Consider the following 15,024-nt stretch of genomic DNA (forward strand, 5'->3'; position numbering starts at 1 on the left):
GCGCTCTGAATTATGCTGACACGCCGCGCCGATCTAACTGAAACGCAACTGGTAGTTCGGATCGGCGCGGCATAATCCGAAACGCGGCATTATGGGCCAGCTCATGCGCCCAGACCCCGTAGAAATTGCGCGGGTCCTGGAACCGCGTGATGGACGGCATGTAGACCTTGTCCACGGGGGGCAAATAGTACGCTTCCGTGCCCGTAAAGACGGTCGTGATGTCGATGGCATCGAAAAACGCCTGCATGTGCGGGACGGGCTCGGACGGCGCATGCTCGGGCACGGGCTCCGGGTCGGGGAAGAAACTGTCGGGCAGGCCATCGATCTGGCAGGCATTGAACACGCGGTAGGATTTCTGGAAGCGGAAGATGCGGGCTTCCTCGGAGCGATCATCGCCATCGCTGCGGTCGTCCTCGCCGCCCGCGTCTTTCCGGCTTTGGCCGTAATAGACGACGACAGAGGATTTCTCGCCCTTGCGGACCTTTGCGTCCAACGCATTGGCCTGCGGCAACGTCATCCAGAATGGCGAGCTGTGGCCCGCCATCACGGTCCGCATCGTCAGCAGGAAGTTGTTCACCCCCTGGTAGGGTTCTCCGCCCACGCGCAGGGGACGAGAGCTGCCCCCTGCGGTCCATGGCTTGCGCCACGGCAGGACGCCGCGCTCGATGATGCGGATGATTTCGTTTGTGATGACCTCGGAGGCATCGAATTTGGGCGTGCGGGATCGGGCCATGGCTGGCGTCCTTTCGAGTTTTGGGGAGAGGGAATGGTGACTAGGTTGACCGACAGGGCCGCGGATCGTTGGTGATGCTCGCGCCGAGCTGTTCGGCCGTGTCGATGTAGGTGGTCAGCGACACGGACCTGCCGGGACCCGAAGGTTCAGAGTCGTCCGATCCGTCCCGCGTCACCCGCGGCAGGTTCGCGAAGGCGATGACATCGGTGACGGGTCGGATATCGATAAACGGGGTCCCTCGTGCGACCGCAAGAGTGGCCAAGGGAAAGCGCTCGATTGGCGCGAAGGTTGAAACGGTGGTCCAACCGAGATGGATGAATGTCCCACCCTCTCCGCAGATCACATGCGCGTTAGGCAACAGCGCCGCCTGCTTCAGATAACCGAGATCACGTAGGACGGTCTCGCGCTCGCGCCGTTGTGCCTGCCCCGTCTGGCCGGTTCGGCGTAGTTCCTTGTGTCGCCACCACGAGGCAGCGGTCGCGCGCAACACGCGCAAGACACCTGTTTGCATGAGAATGCCCTTCATCAGGAACGGCAGACCGGAATCCGGCCCGAACCCATCTGAGGGACCCCAAAGGCCCTCATCCGTCAGTCACAAAACCCGAAGAACACTTTCACTTTTTTCGGGCATTGACCCTGTCCTGGCCAATTTCAGCGGATCCTCACCACACCGCGCCATGCCTGCGTTTTTGTCGAAGCCATTGATTTGGAACAGCAGAGGAATCTGGGGACGCAAAATCGGCAACGGGAATCGGCAAAATCTTGCATAAGTTGCTAAATTATCGTTACTTGGCAGATAGTTAGCAGATCCAGCAGACCGGCAAGATATTTTTCTACAGCCCAGCCTACATCTGCGGATGCGTAACATCTTTTAATCTTACCCTCTTACGCCGCTTGCCCGCTGAGCCTGCCATAAAAGCTACGCTCAAGATGCAGCTCCCCTGCCCCGGCTTTCTCGACCATGCCGCGCAGATATCCGCCTGGTGAGGCAACCTCGCCCGCGCTGTGCTTCTCGAACACAAGTGCAAACGCAGCCGTGGCCACCTGAGTGCCCATTCGGTCCTGAGCCACGTTCCAAGCATGCTCCGAAATCCCGATCATCGGCCTGAGTTGCCCGGCAACCCGATGCAGATCGCCCCAATCCTTCAGGAATCCGCCCATATTACGCGCCCAGGACGCGAACTCTGGACAGGCCTGCATGATTGTTGGCAGGTCAAGCGCGGTTCGCTTCTTGCGCACCTCTGCAACCCAGTCTTCCAGTTCCCCATCAACCCGCTCCTCGGGTCGTGCATTGGGCACGACATCCGCCGCTTCCTCTTTTTCAGAGGAATTACTTATTACAGGAATAAGTTGATTTGTAATTAGTATATGAGGTTCAGAAATGACCTCCCTGGGGTTCATTTCTTGAGTCTTCTTCATAACTTGGGCGTCATTTTTGTCGGTGTTTTCCACAGGGTTTATCGCACCAGTCGCCTTGAGATAGGCCGCCTCGACTCGTTCCTGAAGTTCCTTGAACCACGCCAGTAGTCGCTCCAGTTGTTCAGAGGCTTGATGGCGGCGCGGAAGTCGGTCCAGAAGCTCCTCGAAGAGACCCGTGAATTGCGTCCAGGGCCCGCGCAACGCGCCGCTTACCGCCGCCTCGATCCGCGCGCGGATCATCCGGCGCGCAACCGTGATCTGACGCTTCAAGCGCTGGCAGAGCTCGCGCTCGGCCTGCAACTCGGCCTGCAGCTCTTCAAACTCCTCGACTCGAGCCGAAAGCGGCGACAGATCGAAGCCGTAGGCCTCGACGATACGCCCCTCAGCGTCTCTGCGGCCCCACCGTTTGCCATTCGGGCTATCCTGGAAAGAGATCACACCGTTCTCTGCCAGACGCCGCGCATGACGCTTCAGTGCCGATAGAGAGAAGCCGGTCTGTTCCATCAGATAGGCGTTAGAGGCCCAGACGATCGGGCGCTGCCCCTCCTCCCAGTCCTGGGCCTGCGTGAAGGCCCCCAGTGTATCGAGGAGCATCATGTCGCCGGCCTTCAGACCGATATGCGCTCCAACGCGCTTGAGCGCGACAAATGCCCGCGTCTTGGGTACTGCTACCCGTTCACCGGCTTGGGCAAGCTGCTCAGCAACCCCAAGACCCGGTGTCGGCTTGCGCCAACCTGTATGTTTCATGCCTGTATCTCACCTCCGGTCGTGTGGAGGCAAAAGAAAGCCGTTCGCTCAGAAGCGTTCGTCGTTGACAGTGAATCCTGTGAGACTTATCTTGAAGGTGACCAAACCATTAAGATCAGCTCTCAGGCCACACCGCTTGGGGGCTTTTCTTTTGCCGTTAATTCACTTGTCGTTCCTTTTTTGCTCCTTGCCTCATCGTTCCGAAGAACATCTCACCAACGCTGTCTTCAGTCGGTATCCTTCTCCGCGTCTTCGACGTTCAAATAGCTTGCGACTAAGTCTCCAAGCTTTTCGAGACGCTCTTGGTCAATCGGCACTCCTGCAACCTTGATTGATAGGTTTCCATCGACGGAAGTGACCGAAAGATTTCGGTTGCCCACCTTGCGCTTTACGGTGAGTTTTTGGGACTTTGGTTTTGGCTTGGCTTTGTTCGTTCTCTCCAAGCTCGCTAAGGCACCCTGTAAATCGCGAAAGCTCATGTCGTAGACGTTCTTGAACGTGTTCAAGATTTGATCCTGCGCAGCGAAAACGGACCGTGCTCGCGAGACTAGGCTCTCATGCACACCAATTTTCTTGGCGAAGGCCACAGCTGTCAGTTTCTCTTCGCCAGAAGCCAGCGTCTCATACATTTCACCAATCGAAACCAATCGCTCAAATGGGCTGAGATTCTCGCGCTCCTCATTCTCGCGAAACCGCAGAAACAACATTTCAAACTTGCTGTTCTCAGCGTTTCGCGCGCCAGGCGGAGCAAGTATTGCACGAAGGGGTACACCGAGCTCTGACGCGGCAGCCAGTCGGCGGCGTCCTGTCAGCATCACGAATGGAACCCCCGCGATATTCGACGGGTCCAACGGATCCGGCTGCCAATCCGGATCCTCCGGCCACACTAGAATGGGCGTGTCCTGCCCGTTCGAAGCGATGCTGTTTACCAAAGACCTGAAGGCTTCCTGGGACATCCAGTCTTGTCGGCGGTCGGTTCCCATTGGATCGGAGATTTGATCTGGCGACAGGCTTATCTCATGGCGACCGTTGAGGATATCCAAACAAAGCTCGGCTCTGCTTCGCTCTACTGCAGCTTGCGACTGCGCAAGCGCTCCTGATTTCCAGGCACTGCCGGCCCCCTTGAAAGGAGTCGAAACAGCATCACTCGATTCTGTCCTGCCTTCGGAGCCGCTCGCACGTTCCTTGTTTGTATCGAGATTGGTAGCCTTGCTGACCAGCGACCTTGGAATACTGCGTTTCATGCTTCACCCTCGCCGTCATCTTCATAGAATTCGTCCATCCAAGTATTGGCGTAGCCACGTTCGAGTCCTGGCCAGAGTCGCGATATTATGGCGTCGTTCACGGCGTCGGCATTCGTGATGAACCGGTTGATCCCCTTGCGCTTTCCCGGCGTGTCTGGCTCGTATTCGTATACGGACTGATAGACGTCCGAAGCGTTCGAGATCGCGTCGGAACGCAAATAAAACACGGGCAGAATCTCCGTGGGGCAATGTTCTAGCAGGTTTCCGATGTGGTTAAGATCCTGCGCATTGGACCGTTGAACGATCGTTGGCAACAGCATGTTCGCACCGGTTCCGATCTCGATCCTTTCATGGGCCAGGATGTGCTGAAGCATCCCAAGCAGGCCAGTCACAAAGGTCGACAACGTCGCAATGTCGAACCCCTTCATGGTTTGCGGTATGACCAGCGAAGTAGACGCAATCACGTTATTCAACTGGAACAGTGTGAGCGCGGGTTGATAGTCGATGATGATGACATCCAGCGTCTCCGCTAGTGCGGTGTCGAGCCGCTCCTGGTCGACCTTGCCGTCGACTACCAATTCGTTGGGTAGCGTTTTCGGTGGGTGGCCCGCTTTCCAGCGGTCGATGGCATCGCGTAGGTAGCGGTAAAAGTTCTTTCCGGCGGGGGCTTCGCGGACAAGCCGCGCAATCTGGATCTCACCCTCGGACGTTTCGCCGTGTGCTGGAAGCAGACGCAGGCCTGGCCAAGAGGTCTTGAGAAGGAAGCTATCGAGCGTTTGCGCATCGTGGTCGGTATATGGCGCGTCTTCCGACTGAAAGAGTCCAGCAAAGTCCACCATGGAGGCGGTGTTTTCGTCGGGCATTTGGGGAAGGCCCTCTCCCCCAACGAAGTAGAGCGTTATTGTACTTTGCGGGTCAGCATCCATAACACCGACACGCATGCCGTAGTGCAAGCTGAGATACTGGGCAAAATGCGCGGCGCTCAGACTTTTAGCGGTCCCGCCTTTCTGGCTTGCAAACGAGATGACGGGCAAAGGTGCGTCAGGCTTCCGCCAGGCCAGGTAGTCGTACGGACGCTTTGCCGAGGCTGCCAGAAGGGCCCGCATGTGCATCAATTCTGAAAGCGTGAAAACACGCTCTCTTCCAACATATTCTCCTGCGGGAAAGTCATCGCTCGAATTGGCAAACTTGGTCAGATACTGAATACTCACATTGAGAAACCTAGCGCACTGGCGCATCGACCAGGTTCGCTTGATGCGCTGACGCAAGGTGAGTTCCTTGTTCACTGCCACCATCGTGCGCTCAAGCCCACGTGACAGATCCGTCAAAAACTGTTCTAAACTACCGCTCATTTATAAGCCCTGACTTCGGCTGGGTCCGAGTTCGACTCGATTCTGCTTCAATGGTAGCACGGTTCTGAGTAAAAGATAAAGATACCACGCGCCTATAGGTTTCAGGCGCTTATTTTGAGGCTCAGTGGCTCCAGAAACTCCAATCTTGAACGCGTTCAAGATTGGAGTTTAAGTCGGCCGACCAGAGCGGAGCCGATCAACCATGCATGTTTCACGCCGCGTCTTTCGGACCCCAGGAGATGACCGTCCTAGTTGGTGGCTTTGCCAATGTTTGCGTTGAAGCCGTGGTCACAGATGCTCACCGTGAAGTAGCCAGCGCCGGTCTCCCCTTTCTGAATCTTCTAGATGCCGCCGCACTCGGTCAGCTTGCCTCACGAGGAGCGTCCGGCGACGCGTTGCGCGAAGGCAGTCCTGTTCGACCTCGCGACGGGTTCGATGGTAATTTCCAGGTCGGAGGTCAAGATGGAGATTGAGTTGAAGCCTTTGGTGGTTTCATTGTCAGCGCTTGTGAAACTGATGCAGCCTGAAGGGTAGCTGCGCGGTTGACCAAGGCCTGACCACGCTGGATGCGAAGCGCCGCATAGAAGGGTAGGGGAGGAAGATGGGCCACAGCCGTTGTAGACGGGGCGGCCGCTGCGATGTGCATTCCATGCAACAGGTACGCACCGGGAGACCTGTGGGAACCGGAAAAAATGCCACAGGGAAATGCGCGGCGTACTTAAGACTGAACAAAACAAGTAGACCCCTTACTCTCGTGCACGTGCGCAACAAGCGTTGCGCTATAGTGCTCTCAACAGCCCGATCCCTTGCTCAAGAGGCATTGCACGAACGCCTTCGGCCACGGGGACGTCATGCTCTCCGGCGTAGATCAACAGCTTCCGGCTGGCCTTGATGTCTTCCGCGCCCACATAGAACCCGCGCGAGACCTTTGGCGCAGTCGTGCGCTTGATCTCAACGGCCCAGATGTCGCCCCCAGGCAGGCGAAGGACCAAGTCAAGTTCAGCTCCGGCAGAAGTGCGATAGAAGAATGGTTCGGTGCCGGTTGGTGCAGCGGCAAGAAGGGCCTCGATACAGAACCCTTCCCAACTGCCGCCAACGACGGGGTGCCCGAGCAAGCCCTCGATTGTCCCAATGCTTAACAGGGCATGCACGACCCCGCTGTCGCGGACATAAACCTTTGGCGATTTCACCAAACGCTTGCCGACATTCTCATGCCAGGGCTGCAGTCGCCGCACCAGCATGAGATCAACGAGCAGATCGAGGTAGCGTCCAATCGTTTGGCCGGAGACGCCCAGCCCCTCGGCGAGGGCTGCAGCGTTCAATAGACCACCTTGCACATGCGCAAGCATTGTCCAGAAGCGTCGCAAGGTTGCGGCTGGAATACGCGGTCCGAGGGCAGGGATGTCACGTTCCAGATATGTACGCAGAAAATCTAGACGCCAATCCATGCTGGCTTGATCGCTTGAAGCCATGAAGCTGTCAGGAAAGCCACCACGCAGCCAGAGCGCATTCAACTGATCAGCCCCCACCTCGGTAAGCTGTAGAGGGGGCATTTCGATATACCTGACACGTCCAGCAAGGGATTCTGCCGACTGTTGGAGTAGGACGTTGGAGGCTGATCCCAAGAGCAGAAACTGGCCCGCTCGAAAACCGGCCCGCCTGCGCTGGTCGATCTGACCACGCAGGCTCTTGAACAGGCCAGGCATCTGCTGCACCTCATCGAGGATGACGAGTTTTCCCGCCTGTTCATCCAGATATAGATCCGGTTCGGTCAGGATCTGCCTGTCCGCATCTCGTTCTAGATCAAGGTATACCGATGGTTGCTCCGAAGCGATGTCTAGAGCGAGCGTGGTTTTCCCAACCTGCCGGGGGCCGAGGAGGACAACAGCAGCTTGGCTCTCGAGCGCGGATTGCACAAAGTGATGAGTTTGGCGCTTATACATACCTTGCAATTACTCCACACGATGGAAGATTTGCAAGGATAAACTGCTTAGCGGGCAAAGTTGCCACTCAATTGGAGATGTCGCCTGATGTGACGAACAGGCTTAGCGTCAAAACTCACTCATAGTATCCCAAGCCGCTTCGCCCGCTCCAGCAACATCTTCACTGATGATGGCTGCCAGCTTGTCCGGCCGCGGGGTGTGCGCTCACGCATGTTCTCCAAGCGGGCGCAGATGGCCTGAAGCGTAATGTCGGGATCGGCGCCCTTGATACCCGCGACGATGGCGGGCAGGCGATCATCTCGCGCACGCGGGCCCGCGCGATCAAGCACGGTCGCGGGGAGGAACCCATCGCGGACGTAGCCGTTCACAGCGCGCAGCAGACGGCTTTGCGTCCAGCGCCGGGCCTCGGGTAGGGGGCCGTTGATGATGCGCACCACATCTTCCCAAGCCAGATCGGGGCGCAGCCGACGCACATGGGGCACCCAGTCCTGCGCAGTTTCATTCAGGCGTTCCATATATCCGTCCTGTCGCGCCAGTCGGACCTTGCGTAGCGCAGCCGGATCCCGGGCGCGCAGGCCAGGGTTTCCGCCGACCCGCCCCTTTGTTCGTGCGCTGGCAAGCCCAGCCTTGGTCCGTTCACGGATCAGGGCGCGCTCGAACTCGGCTGCTGCACCCAGAACCTGCAGCGTGAACTTGCCCTGCGGGGATCCGGTGTCGATCGGGTCCTGAATGGAACGAAAGAACGCCCCCTTGGCCTCCAGCCGTTCGATCACCTCCAGCAGATGTGAGAGAGACCGCGCCAGCCGGTCGATCCGAACGACAACCAGCGTGTCGCCCTTGCTAATGCGCTCCAGCAAGCGGGCAAGCACCGGCCGCGCACGATTGCCGCCTGAGGCGTGTTCTTCATGGATTTCGACGCATCCCGCAGTTTGCAGGGCCTCAGACTGGGGCAGGGGGGTCGTCTGATCCTCTGTCGATACGCGGGCGTAGCCTATCAGGGGCATGAAAACGGGGCCGTTTGCAATTTCATATACCGCTACTAAACGACCGATTAGTAGTAAGTGTATGAGCCGTTCTTGCCTGTTGGCAAACTTTGCCATAAGTTTGGCTTCGAAGGAGATCAGTATGGGCACGATGAATATTTCTTTGCCGGACCCGATGAAGAACTGGGTCGAAGAACAGGCGAAAACAGGACGGTATGCCAATTCTAGCGACTACGTTCGCGACTTGATCCGGCGTGATAGGGCCCGTCGTGAGGCCATTGCTGAAATTCAATCCGCTGTCGACGCGGGCCTCGCAAGCGGGCCGGCGGCCCCGCTTGATCGCAGCACGTTCAAGTCCCGGATGCGCGTCAAATATGCAGGAGAATAGCCGTTGGGTCATTCGACCCACAGCTGAAACGGACCTGTCCGACATCTGGCACTACGGCGCAGACAACTGGGGCATTGAGCATGCAGATCACTATGCGGATGGTCTATTTGCACTCTTTGACCTGCTCGCTGACTTTCCAGAGATGGCGCGTGAGCGAAGCGAGTTCACACCCCCGATACGCATGCATCCCAGCGGAGCGCACCTGGTGATCTACCGTGTGCAAGGGCAGGGGGTTGAGATCATCCGCATATTGCATGCCCATCGGAACCTCACGGCCTATTTGCTCGACGGTTGACCGTCACAATCCCGCAGCCTCAGCCTAGTTTACCCGGAACCAGTCCCGGCGGCGCTGGTAGCGGCGGGTCATTTGGGCGATGGTATGTTTAACGCCAATTCCAGCAACAGGGCCTGGCCTTTGTGAAACCAGACGCGCGGGCAGTTGAAAAATGCTCCACGCGCAGACAGACAAGCTTGTTACCCGCAAAACCGGGAATAAACAGATCGACGGAACTCCAAGCGATACGTCCCGGATTCATCAGGCTCAGGATCAAAGTAGTCGCTGCTAAACGACCTCTTGATGGCGGTGAGTAGAGCGCCGCATCATGGGCCGTTCGTCGACGAGTATCAAATTCCATTGATCAAAACCTCGTATTGGCATATATTGCCAATGAAGGAGATCTGCCCATGGTGACACGCAACGTTGTCCTGACTGAAACCCAAGACCATCTGGTCCAAGCACTGGTGGCGTCTGGACGCTATCAGAACGTGAGCGAAGCGATGCGCGCGGGCCTGAGACTGCTTGAGCAGGAAGAGGCACAGCTTGCCGGGATCCGTCAGGGGTTGCTCGAGGGATTGGCGCAGGCCAAGGCGGGTGATCTTGCGGAGGGCAGCGGCAAAGATGCGATCCGTCGGGCCTTTGCGACTGCGCGCGCTCGTCCATGAACCGAACCTTCCGGCTGACGCGTCGTGCGGAAATCAGCCTCATCGAGATCGCCAGTTGGACGATCGAGAATTTTGGGCTGCGTCAGGCAGAGCTCTACGAGGCGGAATTGCTCAGCCGCTGTGAAGGTATTTTGAACGGTCAGGTGTATAGCCGGAGTTGCGCGGTTCTCGTGGATGAGGCTGCTGACTTGCGGTTCGTTAGGGCAGGGGAGCATTTTCTGGTGTTTCTCGACCAGCCCGACGAGGTCGTCATCGTCGATATCCTGCACTCTCGCAGTGATGTGCCTCGTCATGTGGCGGCGCTGACGACGAAGAAGAACGAAGGCCTCTGAACTGCTTCACAAGCCCGCGGCCTTTGTCAGGTTCACCCGGAAGCGGTCGCGACGCCGCTGGTAGCGACGGGTCATCTCGGCTGAAGCGTGTCCAAGGTGCTTTTGGACGTAGCGCTCGTCGACCTCGGCAGAGCTTGCAAGACCGGCCCGCAGGGAATGGCCGGAAAACAGCGCCAGCCGCTCCTTCTCGGGCAGGTCGGACCGGATGCCGGCGTCCAGCACCGTGCGCTTGATCAGGCGTGCAACGTGCTTGTCGTTCAACCGGGTCTCCAGCGCACGCATGCCGTCCCGCGAGGTGCCGACGAACACTGGGCCGAAGTCGATCTTCGCAAAATGCAGCCATTGCTCGAGCGCGTGAACGGGGCAGGTCAGATCCCTGGAGCCCCGTCCGATCTCGACCTCGCGCCAGCCGGTCTTCGCGTTCAGAGTGAGGAGGGCACCCTTGTCCAGGATCTGTATCCAGCCGCCACTGTCGGGTGTGTCATCCTTCTGGACATCGAGGCTGACGATTTCGGACCGGCGCAGACCGCCGGCATAGCCCAGCAGCAGGATCGCCCGGTCCCGCAAACCGCGCAGGTCGAAGGCCAGGGTGGCAACCATCGCGAGGATGTCCTTGGCCAGGATCGCTTCCTTCTGCACCGGCGGGCGCGCATGCCTGCGCCTGATTCCGGCCAGCACAGTCGCGATGTGGCGGTTCTTGCGATCGAGGGCAAAGCCGCGTTGCGCGTAGTTCCAGGCAAGGCCGGAGAGGCGGCGGTCGATCGTGGATACGGAAAGGGCAGGGGTGGACCCTGATCCGGACGCCAAATCCGCGAGGTAGAGCCCGATCGTTTCGGGTGAGGGGGGTAGGGGCGTGGTGCCCTTCATCCGGCACCAGCGGCCAAAATGCGCCCAGTCCTTGGCATAGGCCTTCAGCGTGTTGTCAGAGGCCGCAGCGCGGGCATAGTCGCGGGCGGTATCCACCAGCCGGTCGAGCGTGCCGGAGCCGGCCACGAGAGCCGGGCGTGAAAGATCGCCTTTGGAGGCCGCGTCCTGCTCATCGTCCTGATCGGATGGAGGCATTCTTGGCTCCTCTGCGCCTGATTTGTCGGTCTGTCGGAGTTCTTGAGACTGCGTTCCATGTGTTTTCAATAGCTTGCCTGTGTCGCATTTCTGAAACCGATTCAAGGTATGTGAGACTGGACGCCGATTTGAATCACCATTGGTGAGACTATCCGGCATCCATGCACTGAGTAAGTTATGTCCGATAATTTTCCAGCTGACAAGGATTGGGAAGAGGCGGAGTTTCGCGCCCGGGTGCTCGCGGAGCTGCCGGCCCAGCTGACTCAGGGCAATGTCGACTGGGCCATACGTCAGCTAAATGTCAGCCGATCCACGCTTTTTCGTCTGGTGAAGCAGTTCCGCGAGGACGGGCGGACCAGTGCACTTCTGCCGGACACCCGGGGCCCCAAACCTGGCATGCAGCCGCTGGACCCGGCGGTGGAAGAAATCGTGTCCCTCCACTTCAAGGGGCTTTATGCCACCCGCCGCAAACCTACCAGAACGCGGTTCTGGCGGGAGGTCGCCGCCGATTGTCGGGCTCAAGGGCTGGCACCGCCCTCGATCCGTCGTCTGGGGCGCTGGCTGGAGCAACATGACCAGGCTAAGCTGATGGCCCGGCGAGAGGGCAAGGACAAGGCCGACCGGCGCTATCTGGCCACGCCTGGGGGGCTGGTCGCCAACGATCCGCTGGATATCGTCCAGATCGACCACACCAAGGCTGACGTGACAGTGGTAGATCCGGTGACACGACGCCCGCTCGGTCGGCCAACGCTGACGGTCGCGATCGACGTGAATACCCGCATGGTTCTGGGCTTCCACTTGTCCCTGGAACCGCCCTCGCTGCTCTCCGTCGCCCTCTGCCTGACCCATGCGGTGATGGAGAAAATGCACTGGCTGACGGCGTGCGGGATCAGCACGGAGTGGCTGGCGCGGGGCATCCCGACCGCGATTTATGTGGACAATGGCGCGGAGTTCCATGCCCGGGCTTTTCAGCTTGCCTGTTCCGAATACCAGATCGACCTGCAGTACCGTCCGCCCGGCACGCCGCGCTATGGCGGGCATATCGAGCGGCTGATCGGCACGATGATGGGCGCGATTCACCTGCTGCCGGGCTCGCATTTCTCGAACATCTTCGAGCGCGGCGATCTCGATGCCGAAGCCGAGGCGGTGATGACCTTGCGCGAGCTGGAAACCTGGCTGGCGCTGGAAATCACCGGCTCCTACCACGCGCGGGTGCATAGCGCGTTGGAAATCACGCCCTCGGCGGCCTGGGCAACACGGGTGGACGAAGCCAGACTCCGTATACCCGCCGATCTGCGCCAGTTCTTGGTCGATTTTCTGCCGTCTGAGCAGCGGGTTTTGCAGCGCGACGGCCTGCATCTCTTCCACATCCGCTACTGGGCGGACGAGTTGCGTTGGCTGATGGGCCGGGAAAGCCGCAAGTTCACGCTCAAATACGATCCGCGCGATCTCTCGCGCATCTTCGTGCTGACAGAGAGTGGGATCATCGAGGCCCGGCCGGCGGATCTGACACGGCCTGCGATCACGCTTTGGGAGCACCGCGCGGCGCGGCGGGCCCTGCGCGAGGCTGGACGTCATTCTGTGGACGAGGAGTTGATTTTCAGGACGATCGAGGCGCAGCGCGACCTCGTCGACACCGCGGTACGGCAGACCAAGGCCACGCGGCGTCATCAGGCGCGGCGGGCGCATCTGGCACCCCGGCGCATGATCGACGTGACACCGGATGACGCCGCGCGAGATGCCTTGCCCGCGCTGGAAGAGGAGGGGAGCCCGTTCCTCAGCCATCCCGGCTTCAAGGTCGAGGAATGGTACGACGATGACTGAGTTCCCGCATCTCTACCCGGGAGCCGGCAAGATCGCCGCGCTCAGCGCCGACGAGCGCATTCACCGGATTCGCGCCGACCGCTGGGTCTCCTATCCCAGGGCCGAGGCGGCCTTGGAGAAGCTGGAAACGCTGATGTCGTTTCCCGAGCGCGCCCGCATGCCGAACCTGCTCATTGTCGGTGACAGCGGCATGGGCAAGACGATGATCATCGAGAAGTTCACCCGCGATCACGCGTCGAGCTTCGACGAAGCCAGTGGACGGCTGCATATGCCGGTCGTTGCGGTGCAGATGGTCTCGGGGCCCGACGAGTCGCGCTTCTACCGCCGGATCCTGGCGGCGATCGGAGCCCCCGAGCCGCCGCGGGCGACACTATCTGTACTTGAGAGTCTGGCCTTGCGACTGCTCGCCGAATTGCGCCCGGGGATGCTGGTGATTGACGAGATCCACAGCCTGCAGGCGGGCACGATCCGCGAACAGGCGCGATTCCTGAACATGCTGCGCTTTCTGGGCAACGAGCTGCGCATCCCGCTGGTTTGCGTCGGCACCGCACAGGCCCGCAACGCGCTGCGCACCGATGATCAGCTGGTGCGTCGCTTCGAGGCCTTCGCATTGCCGCCCTGGCGGGAGGGCGAGGATCTGAACGGGCTGATGAGCACGCTCACGCGCACGCTGCCGCTTCGGCGCCAAAGCCAGATCGACGGACACGCGCTCGCGCGGATCATCAAGGTGACTGGCGGCATCACCTCGGGCATCTTTTCGATCCTGTCGCAGCTGGCGATCGCCGCCATCGAAAGCGGCGAGGAACGCATCCTCTCGCGCGATATTCTGGGTGGCGACCGGTTGCAGGCGGTCCTGGGAGAGCCGGTGTGACGGGGTGCGGGCGCCTGCCGGTTGTTTACGCCCCCGAGGTCGACGAACGACTGTCTTCCTGGGCCGCGCGCATGGCCCCGTTCTACGCCATGACGGTTTCGGAATTCGTCGCAGCGCTTGGCCTGAAGGGGCACGACGTGTTCGACCTGGAATGGCGTCTTTCGGAAGGGCAGGGGGCTCTGATCGCGGCTTGGACCGGCCTTTCGCCTGAGACCGTGCAGGCCATGACCTTCCGGGAGTTGGGGTCTGCGGCGCGCATGATGATCGCGCGGAAGAACCGGCATACGTGTCCGCTCTGTCCCGAAGAGCTGCATCGCAAATCCGCCGCGCTGCCGTGGCGATTCCGTTGCCCGGTGCATGCTGTGGAGTTTCGGGACGCCACCGGCGAGACCCTGTCCGACCGGTTCGGTGCGGATTGCTTTAAGAAACTTGAAGGGCATGCCGAGGCCGGTGCCGCGTATCTGGATGCCTGGGCGTGCGGCGCGGGGCAGGGAGACCTGGAAGCGCCCGAAGTGCTTCAGGTTCTGACGGCGCGGCATCGCCGGGCCTCGCCGCCGAATGTCGACGAGCAACCGCGGATGTCGCTCCAGACCCGGCGGGACTACCATGATTTCCTCACCACGCCGATCCTCCGGCAGGCGCTGACGGTCGTCGTTCCCGAATACGATCAGGTGGCGCCAGTCCTTACCAAGCCGGTGCGCCCCGGTCTCCACGCCCTGGCGCAGGGCTCGCTGTTACAGGCCTTCGCGCTGACGGTTGGCATCGACCGGATCATCGAGGATCCGGTCAAATGGGCGATCTCAATCAAGCTCATGAGCGACGCGGAAGGGCAGGGACGGGTCCGGGAAGCGCTCCGATCATGGCCACTCTCGTTGAGGCGACGCATCTCGGCCCGGTTCTGGCGCGCTGAGCGCGACGAGAGCGCACGCCAGTCTGCCGAAAAAGCCGCGAGACAGCGCCAGTCTCACAAATACCGCACCATCCAGTCTCATAAATACCGGTACAGAATCTCATGAACCCCGACTCGCTTTTCAGGGAAGTGCTTGAATCTCATGAATTCCGGCCATCCGACACCGCCCAAACCCTCGATGTCGGCCTGCCGGAGTTTCTGAGACTGCGTACCATTTGTTTTCAATATCTTGCCTGTGTCGCATTTCTGAAACCGATTCAGGGTATGTGAGACT

At 59.8% G+C, this 15,024-nt stretch carries 15 protein-coding genes and 1 pseudogene; 7 read left to right on the plus strand and 9 right to left on the minus strand.

What is annotated here, in order from left to right:
* Nucleotides 1-91: 91 nt before the first annotated feature.
* The 7 genes and pseudogenes from ACSSVY_RS21450 to ACSSVY_RS21480 form a co-directional block, all read right to left on the minus strand.
* A pseudogene (locus ACSSVY_RS21450) lies at nt 92-733 on the minus strand (ArdC family protein); the annotation flags it as partial.
* 40 nt (nt 734-773) lie between these two features.
* A complete protein-coding gene (locus ACSSVY_RS21455; protein ID WP_454271975.1) occupies nt 774-1,259 on the minus strand; it encodes a hypothetical protein in 486 nt (161 codons plus the stop codon).
* Nucleotides 1,260-1,618: 359 nt separating this feature from the next.
* The gene (gene repC / locus ACSSVY_RS21460) at nt 1,619-2,899 is read right to left on the minus strand and encodes a plasmid replication protein RepC (protein ID WP_230798154.1); all 1,281 of its coding nucleotides are present in this window, start codon (nt 2,897-2,899) and stop codon (nt 1,619-1,621) included.
* Between the two features lie 227 nt (nt 2,900-3,126).
* Nucleotides 3,127-4,143, minus strand: a complete 1,017-nt coding sequence (locus ACSSVY_RS21465) for a replication protein (protein WP_454271977.1) — start codon at nt 4,141-4,143, stop codon at nt 3,127-3,129.
* Nucleotides 4,140-5,495 (minus strand): ParA family protein, encoded by a 1,356-nt coding sequence (locus ACSSVY_RS21470; RefSeq protein ID WP_454271979.1) that lies wholly within the window; start codon nt 5,493-5,495, stop codon nt 4,140-4,142. Before ACSSVY_RS21470 ends, ACSSVY_RS21465 begins: the two co-directional genes overlap by 4 nt.
* Nucleotides 5,496-6,274: 779 nt before the next feature.
* Entirely contained in the window at nt 6,275-7,438 is a 1,164-nt protein-coding gene (locus ACSSVY_RS21475) for an ATP-binding protein (RefSeq protein WP_012187061.1), read from the minus strand.
* 119 nt (nt 7,439-7,557) lie between these two features.
* Nucleotides 7,558-8,442: a recombinase family protein gene (locus ACSSVY_RS21480; protein WP_454271981.1), complete on the minus strand. Its 885-nt coding sequence runs from the start codon at nt 8,440-8,442 to the stop codon at nt 7,558-7,560.
* A gap of 121 nt (nt 8,443-8,563) precedes the next feature.
* Between ACSSVY_RS21480 and ACSSVY_RS21485 the strand changes: the two genes are divergently transcribed.
* From ACSSVY_RS21485 to ACSSVY_RS21500, 4 genes are all read left to right on the plus strand, one after another.
* Nucleotides 8,564-8,809 (plus strand): type II toxin-antitoxin system ParD family antitoxin, encoded by a 246-nt coding sequence (locus ACSSVY_RS21485; RefSeq protein WP_454271983.1) that lies wholly within the window; start codon nt 8,564-8,566, stop codon nt 8,807-8,809.
* Nucleotides 8,796-9,104, plus strand: a complete 309-nt coding sequence (locus ACSSVY_RS21490; protein WP_454271985.1) for a type II toxin-antitoxin system RelE/ParE family toxin — start codon at nt 8,796-8,798, stop codon at nt 9,102-9,104. The genes ACSSVY_RS21485 and ACSSVY_RS21490 overlap by 14 nt, the downstream gene beginning before the upstream one ends.
* 389 nt (nt 9,105-9,493) lie before the next feature.
* On the plus strand, nt 9,494-9,751 hold the full coding sequence (locus ACSSVY_RS21495) for a type II toxin-antitoxin system ParD family antitoxin (protein ID WP_454271987.1): 258 nt from the start codon (nt 9,494-9,496) through the stop codon (nt 9,749-9,751).
* The gene (locus ACSSVY_RS21500) at nt 9,748-10,083 is read left to right on the plus strand and encodes a type II toxin-antitoxin system RelE/ParE family toxin (RefSeq protein WP_454271989.1); all 336 of its coding nucleotides are present in this window, start codon (nt 9,748-9,750) and stop codon (nt 10,081-10,083) included. Before ACSSVY_RS21495 ends, ACSSVY_RS21500 begins: the two co-directional genes overlap by 4 nt.
* A 6-nt stretch (nt 10,084-10,089) precedes the next feature.
* On the opposite strand, the gene ACSSVY_RS21505 is transcribed toward ACSSVY_RS21500, so the two are convergent.
* Entirely contained in the window at nt 10,090-11,145 is a 1,056-nt protein-coding gene (locus tag ACSSVY_RS21505; RefSeq protein WP_454271990.1) for a tyrosine-type recombinase/integrase, read from the minus strand.
* Nucleotides 11,146-11,322: 177 nt separating this feature from the next.
* On the opposite strand from ACSSVY_RS21505, the gene ACSSVY_RS21510 reads away from it, so the two are divergent.
* Genes ACSSVY_RS21510 through ACSSVY_RS21520 form a run of 3 tightly spaced genes read left to right on the plus strand, consistent with a single transcriptional unit; the run spans nt 11,323 to nt 14,856 of the window.
* Nucleotides 11,323-12,969: a Mu transposase C-terminal domain-containing protein gene (locus ACSSVY_RS21510; RefSeq protein WP_454271991.1), complete on the plus strand. Its 1,647-nt coding sequence runs from the start codon at nt 11,323-11,325 to the stop codon at nt 12,967-12,969.
* Entirely contained in the window at nt 12,962-13,840 is an 879-nt protein-coding gene (locus ACSSVY_RS21515) for a TniB family NTP-binding protein (protein WP_074646627.1), read from the plus strand. Before ACSSVY_RS21510 ends, ACSSVY_RS21515 begins: the two co-directional genes overlap by 8 nt.
* Nucleotides 13,837-14,856 carry a TniQ family protein gene (locus ACSSVY_RS21520; protein ID WP_454271993.1) on the plus strand — a complete coding sequence of 340 codons (1,020 nt, stop codon included), beginning with the start codon at nt 13,837-13,839 and terminating at the stop codon, nt 14,854-14,856. The genes ACSSVY_RS21515 and ACSSVY_RS21520 overlap by 4 nt, the downstream gene beginning before the upstream one ends.
* On the opposite strand, the gene ACSSVY_RS21525 is transcribed toward ACSSVY_RS21520, so the two are convergent.
* Nucleotides 14,829-15,024 (minus strand): hypothetical protein (locus ACSSVY_RS21525; protein ID WP_454271995.1); only part of this gene is annotated, 196 nt, incomplete at its 5' end. The two genes, ACSSVY_RS21520 and ACSSVY_RS21525, sit on opposite strands and share 28 nt — an antisense overlap.

The sequence above is a fragment of the Roseovarius sp. MBR-51 genome, assembly GCF_053628575.1.